The 4,604-nt window shown below is 58.7% G+C and carries 6 protein-coding genes; 3 read left to right on the top strand and 3 right to left on the bottom strand.

All coding sequences use genetic code 11. From position 1 onward, the window contains the following. Positions 1-300 precede the first annotated feature (300 nt). Both NW856_RS12465 and NW856_RS12460 read right to left on the bottom strand, forming a co-directional pair. Positions 301-726: a DUF2996 domain-containing protein gene (locus tag NW856_RS12465; RefSeq protein ID WP_414400529.1), complete on the bottom strand. Its 426-nt coding sequence runs from the start codon at positions 724-726 to the stop codon at positions 301-303. Between the two features lie 80 nt (positions 727-806). Next, positions 807-1,172, bottom strand: a complete 366-nt coding sequence (locus NW856_RS12460) for an NAD(P)H-quinone oxidoreductase subunit M (RefSeq protein WP_011432289.1) — start codon at positions 1,170-1,172, stop codon at positions 807-809. A 114-nt stretch (positions 1,173-1,286) separates the two neighbouring features. On the opposite strand from NW856_RS12460, the gene NW856_RS12455 reads away from it, so the two are divergent. Then, on the top strand, positions 1,287-2,375 hold the full coding sequence (locus tag NW856_RS12455; RefSeq protein ID WP_414330230.1) for a radical SAM/SPASM domain-containing protein: 1,089 nt from the start codon (positions 1,287-1,289) through the stop codon (positions 2,373-2,375). Positions 2,376-2,470: 95 nt separating this feature from the next. Here NW856_RS12455 and ylqF read toward each other — a convergent pair whose 3' ends face one another. After that, positions 2,471-3,322: a ribosome biogenesis GTPase YlqF gene (ylqF, locus tag NW856_RS12450; protein WP_414400528.1), complete on the bottom strand. Its 852-nt coding sequence runs from the start codon at positions 3,320-3,322 to the stop codon at positions 2,471-2,473. Between the two features lie 175 nt (positions 3,323-3,497). On the opposite strand from ylqF, the gene NW856_RS12445 reads away from it, so the two are divergent. Together NW856_RS12445 and NW856_RS12440 are read left to right on the top strand one after the other, a co-directional pair. After that, positions 3,498-3,983 carry a 2Fe-2S iron-sulfur cluster-binding protein gene (locus NW856_RS12445; RefSeq protein ID WP_414400527.1) on the top strand — a complete coding sequence of 162 codons (486 nt, stop codon included), beginning with the start codon at positions 3,498-3,500 and terminating at the stop codon, positions 3,981-3,983. Positions 3,984-4,078: 95 nt separating this feature from the next. Further along, positions 4,079-4,604 (top strand): FGGY family carbohydrate kinase (locus NW856_RS12440; protein ID WP_414400526.1); only part of this gene is annotated, 526 nt, incomplete at its 3' end.

The following is a 4,604-nucleotide window of genomic DNA, read 5'->3' as shown; positions in this document are numbered from 1 at the left end:
AAGGACTCCGTCCCGCTGGCGCGATCAGTAGCCCAGGCCTCTCACCCTAACCTGAAACGCGACTATGAACGGCTGATCCCGCTGGGGCGGTACCGTTCTTCGAGCCAAGTGCGCAGCTCATCTTCCGGGAAGGCGGCAGCCAAGGTGCCCGTTCTGGGATCGTGGACATGCCAAAGAACATGGCCGGATGGATCCTGGCTTTACGGTAACTGCAGCCGGCTGCACCTCCCCTCGTCTCTTGCGAGCAGGCTTACTCTCTCCGGCTAGGGGTAGCCAGGGATCCTTCAAGGTCACGCGAACTCAATACCACTGCTGAGCGTAAAGGCGCTGCACCAAATAAAACACGAATAGGTTAACATCCACGCGCCGCTCGTCAATCATAAAAGACTCGATGGTGCTGGCCGGGGATCCCGCCGTGGTACAGCGAAAGAACTTGCGACCATTCAAGGATCCCTCAGCAAACAGCACGCTAAATTGCTTCTTGCCTCCTGCAAACGCGCCGACCAGCGTCTTGCCTTCCAGGCGCAGCTCCAGATCGCTGACTCCGCGCTTTTGAAAAGCCGCAATGGCTGCCGGGATCACCTCTTCCGTGATCTGTTGCTCGAAGGGCTTTTCTTCCTTAGCAACTTTTTTCGCAGCGGCTTTGGGGGAATCCTCAGCAGCAGGCTTGGCAGCTTCAGCGGGTTTCTCGGCAGCAGCGGCCTCGGGGGTGGGTTCTCCAGACATGGGGAAACGCTCCAACAATCAGATGGGTGAAAGACTCAGATGCAAAACCATCAAAAACTCCGTCCAGAACCGGCAAAGAGCTAGCCCTTGGGGATGTATTGGCCGACAATTTCTTCAGCAGGGATCTGGGGAAAGCCCATGCTGAAGTTGGGGGCACGCCCCTGCAGGTTATAGGCGATCTCCCCTTGCTTGAGCAGGGAGCGGATGAAATGTTCCAGGTCAGACCCAATGCGGCGGATATTGTACTCGGTCAAATCTCGCCCTCGGTACTCTTCCACCAGTTCCTCGAAACGGGCATAGACCTTCTGGAGCGCAGCATCCGTCCAGACCAGCTCGTTGTCCGGATCCACATCGAGGGTAAACAGGTCGTCGCGGGGCACGAAGTTGTTGTCGGCAGTAACTTCACCGGCAAAGATATGGACGTGACGAGTGGTGCATTTCAGCATTGCAATGGCTCCGATCCGGATCTAACCTGATAAACAGCGTATCACTACCTAGCGCTTGTGGGGGATCCGCTATTTGCCCTCGACTTGTTCCGGCCCTCTCTATGTCTGCTGTTAATGTCTGCTGTTATTCCCCAACTGGAACGCCTGCACATAGAGGTGACCAACGTTTGCAACTTTAAGTGCGAGTTTTGTCCAGATGGGATCATGCAACGGCGGCGGGGGCACATGGAGCCCGCTCTGCTGGAGCAGATTTTGGAGGAAGTAGCGGCAACAGGGCTGGCCCGCGTGATGGCTTTTCACCTGATGGGGGAGCCGCTGCTCTACCCATACCTTTTCGAGGGTATTCGCAGGGCCGCTGAGCTTGGCCTTCGCCTGCACCTGACCAGCAACGGCAGCACCTTTGCCCTCTGGCCGGAGCACATTGAAAAGCTGAACCGCAGCCCCTTTGCTAAGCTAACCATTTCCCTGCAAACTCCCGATCCAGTCACCTTCAGCATTCGCGGAGCACCTCCCCGCCTCACGCCGGAGCGCTACTTTGCTGGGATTACCCAATTTCTGCAGGTGCACTTGCGCTCCTCCAGCCCTACGCAGGTGCATCTCAAATTCCTGGATACTAGCCCCCACCCGTTTTTGGTGCCGCATAAGGCTCTTTCGGTGATCGATTCTGCACAGCAGATGCGCGCTCAGCTCTCGGCTTGGGCCAGACGAGCTTTGCAAGGGATCCCGGATGCACCGGCTCTCGATTGGGTAGAAGCCCAGATTGCTACTTACCGACCGGGCCGCTGGCAGCAGATCCGCATCCATCCCCGCTTGGTTTTGGAAACGTTTCCCTTGGACAGTTGGGGCAACGTGGAGACAGACCGGGTAATCCCAGCTCGCTGGGGATACTGCAATGGCGCTTCCGGTCAGGCGGGGATCCTCTACGACGGCACGGTGGTGCCCTGTTGCAAGGACTATGAAGGGCAAATCCCGCTGGGGCAAGTGACGCTGGGGGGATCCCTGGCCGAGATTTTGCGGGGCCAACCGGCCTGTGCGCTGCGGCGGGGGTTCAATCGTCTGCAGGTGAACCATCCCGTTTGCCAGCGCTGTATGGGTGGAGACACTTGCATCAAAGCCTTGGCCAGACAAGTGGGTTCCGTTGTCTACTTCAAGGTGTATCGGCCTTGGAAACAGAGGCTGGATCCCGGTTGGGGACAAGTGTAGACAGTTTCGGGAAAAGTCAACGCCCCACAGCAGCGGTTTCCCTGCCGTGGGCATAGCAACAACGTGACTTTCTTTCGTGATTTCTTCTAAGGGGCTCAAGCCTTGGGAGGGAGTTCCAAGGCCAGCGGCCCCAGCAAGCCCTTGCGGTAGTCGTTGAGAACTTGCCGTGCCGCCCGCTGGGGATCCCCTTGATACCGCCGCTCGGCCAACTCCTGCACTGCAGCACCACCGGGAGGGATCGGATCCGGCCAACCGTAGCGCTTTTGCAAGAGAGATCCGGCTTGGGGCTGCACCCTCAGCACTTGATCCAAAAAGTGGGCCGCCACCCGTTCGGGATCGTAGGCCGCTTCGCCGATGTCATCGCAGATGGCCAATAGAGAGGCCGCCTGTTGATCCGGCAGAGAGGGCGGTATGATGCCCGGCGAGTCCAACAGATCCAACTCTCCCCCCAGCCGCACCCACCGCAGTTGCCGCGTCACCCCAGGACGTGCTGCGCTCTCAGCTGCCCGCCGCCCCAACAGTCGATTCAGCAAAGCAGATTTGCCCACATTGGGAAAGCCCACCACCACCGCCCGAACGGCCCGCGGTCGCATGCCCCGCTGTTGACGCCGCGTGTTGACCGATTGCCCCAAGTGCAAGACCGCCTGCTTGAGGCGATTCACCCCTTCTCCTGAGCGGCCATTGGTGGGATAGACAGGGATCCCTTGCCGTAAAAAATACTCCTGCCAAGCTTTCAGATCCCCAGCCTCAATGCAGTCCGCCCTGTTCAGAGCCAGGAGGCGAGGTTTTTCCCCCAGCCACCGGCCCAGCTCAGGATGACGACTGGCCAACGGGATCCGCGCATCCAACACCTCGATGACTGCATCCACCCGCCGCAACTCTTCCCGCAACTGGCCAATTGCCTTGGCAATATGGCCGGGATACCACTGGATGGCCGGAGAACTCATGCCGCCAGAACCCTAGAAGTGGACAGCAGAAATCAACAGTGGGATCCAATCTAGCCCGATTCCCCAAAAGAGGCTCAACCTGCCCACCGAGGTAGCCAATAATACAATGTGGACGCGGCTGGGATCTTTATTTCATGGACAAGCTAATGTTAAGGCGTGTAACAGAGGGAAGGTTATGGTCAAGCGCGTGCGGTTGGATCCCATTGCCCAAGTGTCTGAAATCACCACCAACAGCAATTTGCTCTCGGTACTGTTGCAAGAAGAGCTGAATGTGTTGAAAGAGTGCGGTGGGCGCGGCCTCTGCGCCACCTGTCATGTGTACGTTAAGGAGGGGATGGAGTCTTTATCCCCGATGAGCAAGCGGGAGCAGCGCACCCTGGAGGTGATCACCACCTGCAAGCCTAACTCTCGCTTGGCCTGCCAAGCGCGGGTGCTGGGGGAAGGGGTGGTGGTGGAATTGCCTGCCGGGATGTACATCCATGCTTTTCAGGATATCGAGGCGTTGATCGGTCGGCGAGCGGAGCAGCCACTTTTGCACCCTGTAACCGGCGCGGTTTTGGTGCAGGAGGGCAAGCTGATCACCCGCTCGGTGCTGGAACCGGTGAGAGGGCTGGATCTGGATATCCAAGAAGCACTGGCTCGGAGCAGCCAGGAGTTTTGAGATTTTGATCCCATCTTTTGAGCCAGTTTGGGCCCCTTTTTGAGGCCACTTGGCCACCCCGTATATAAACAAAGCATTCTCAGGTGAGTATTCCTATGCCCCCTGTGTTTCTTGGGATCGATCTGGGCACTTCTGGGATGCGGGTGGTGGCCCTCTCAGAACAAGGAGAGGTGGTGGCCAAAAGCGAGCGCCGGTGGGATCCCCCAGAGACCAATCCAGGCCGCTGGTTGCGAACCCTGAAAGCCCTTCTGGGACAACTAACCGCGCAACTGGGGGATCGGTATTCCATTGCCGCTCTGAGTGCGTGCAGCACTTCCGGCACCATTCTGCCGGTGGATGGTCGGGGCATGCCGTTGGAACAGGCGTGGCTGTATTCCGACCCGCGGGGCCAGGCTCAGGCCAAGCAATTGGGGATCCCTGCCAGTTGGGGCCTCAGCCGTTGGCTGTGGTGGGCGGAAGCCCATCCTGATCAGTATCGAGACAGCTACCTGGCCCATCCGGCGGACTTTTTGCTGAGCCAACTGGGGGGGCGCAAGCTGGTTACCGATCACACCCACGCCCTCAAAAGTGGCTTTGACCTGGAGACCTACACCTGGCCTCAGGAGTGGTTGGCGCGGCAGG

The organism is Synechococcus sp. R3-13 (assembly GCF_047462195.1).
Taxonomy (GTDB): Bacteria; Cyanobacteriota; Cyanobacteriia; order Thermostichales; family Thermostichaceae; genus Thermostichus.
Note: the sequence above shows the minus strand (reverse complement) of the source record. Positions and strands in the feature narration are given on the sequence as shown.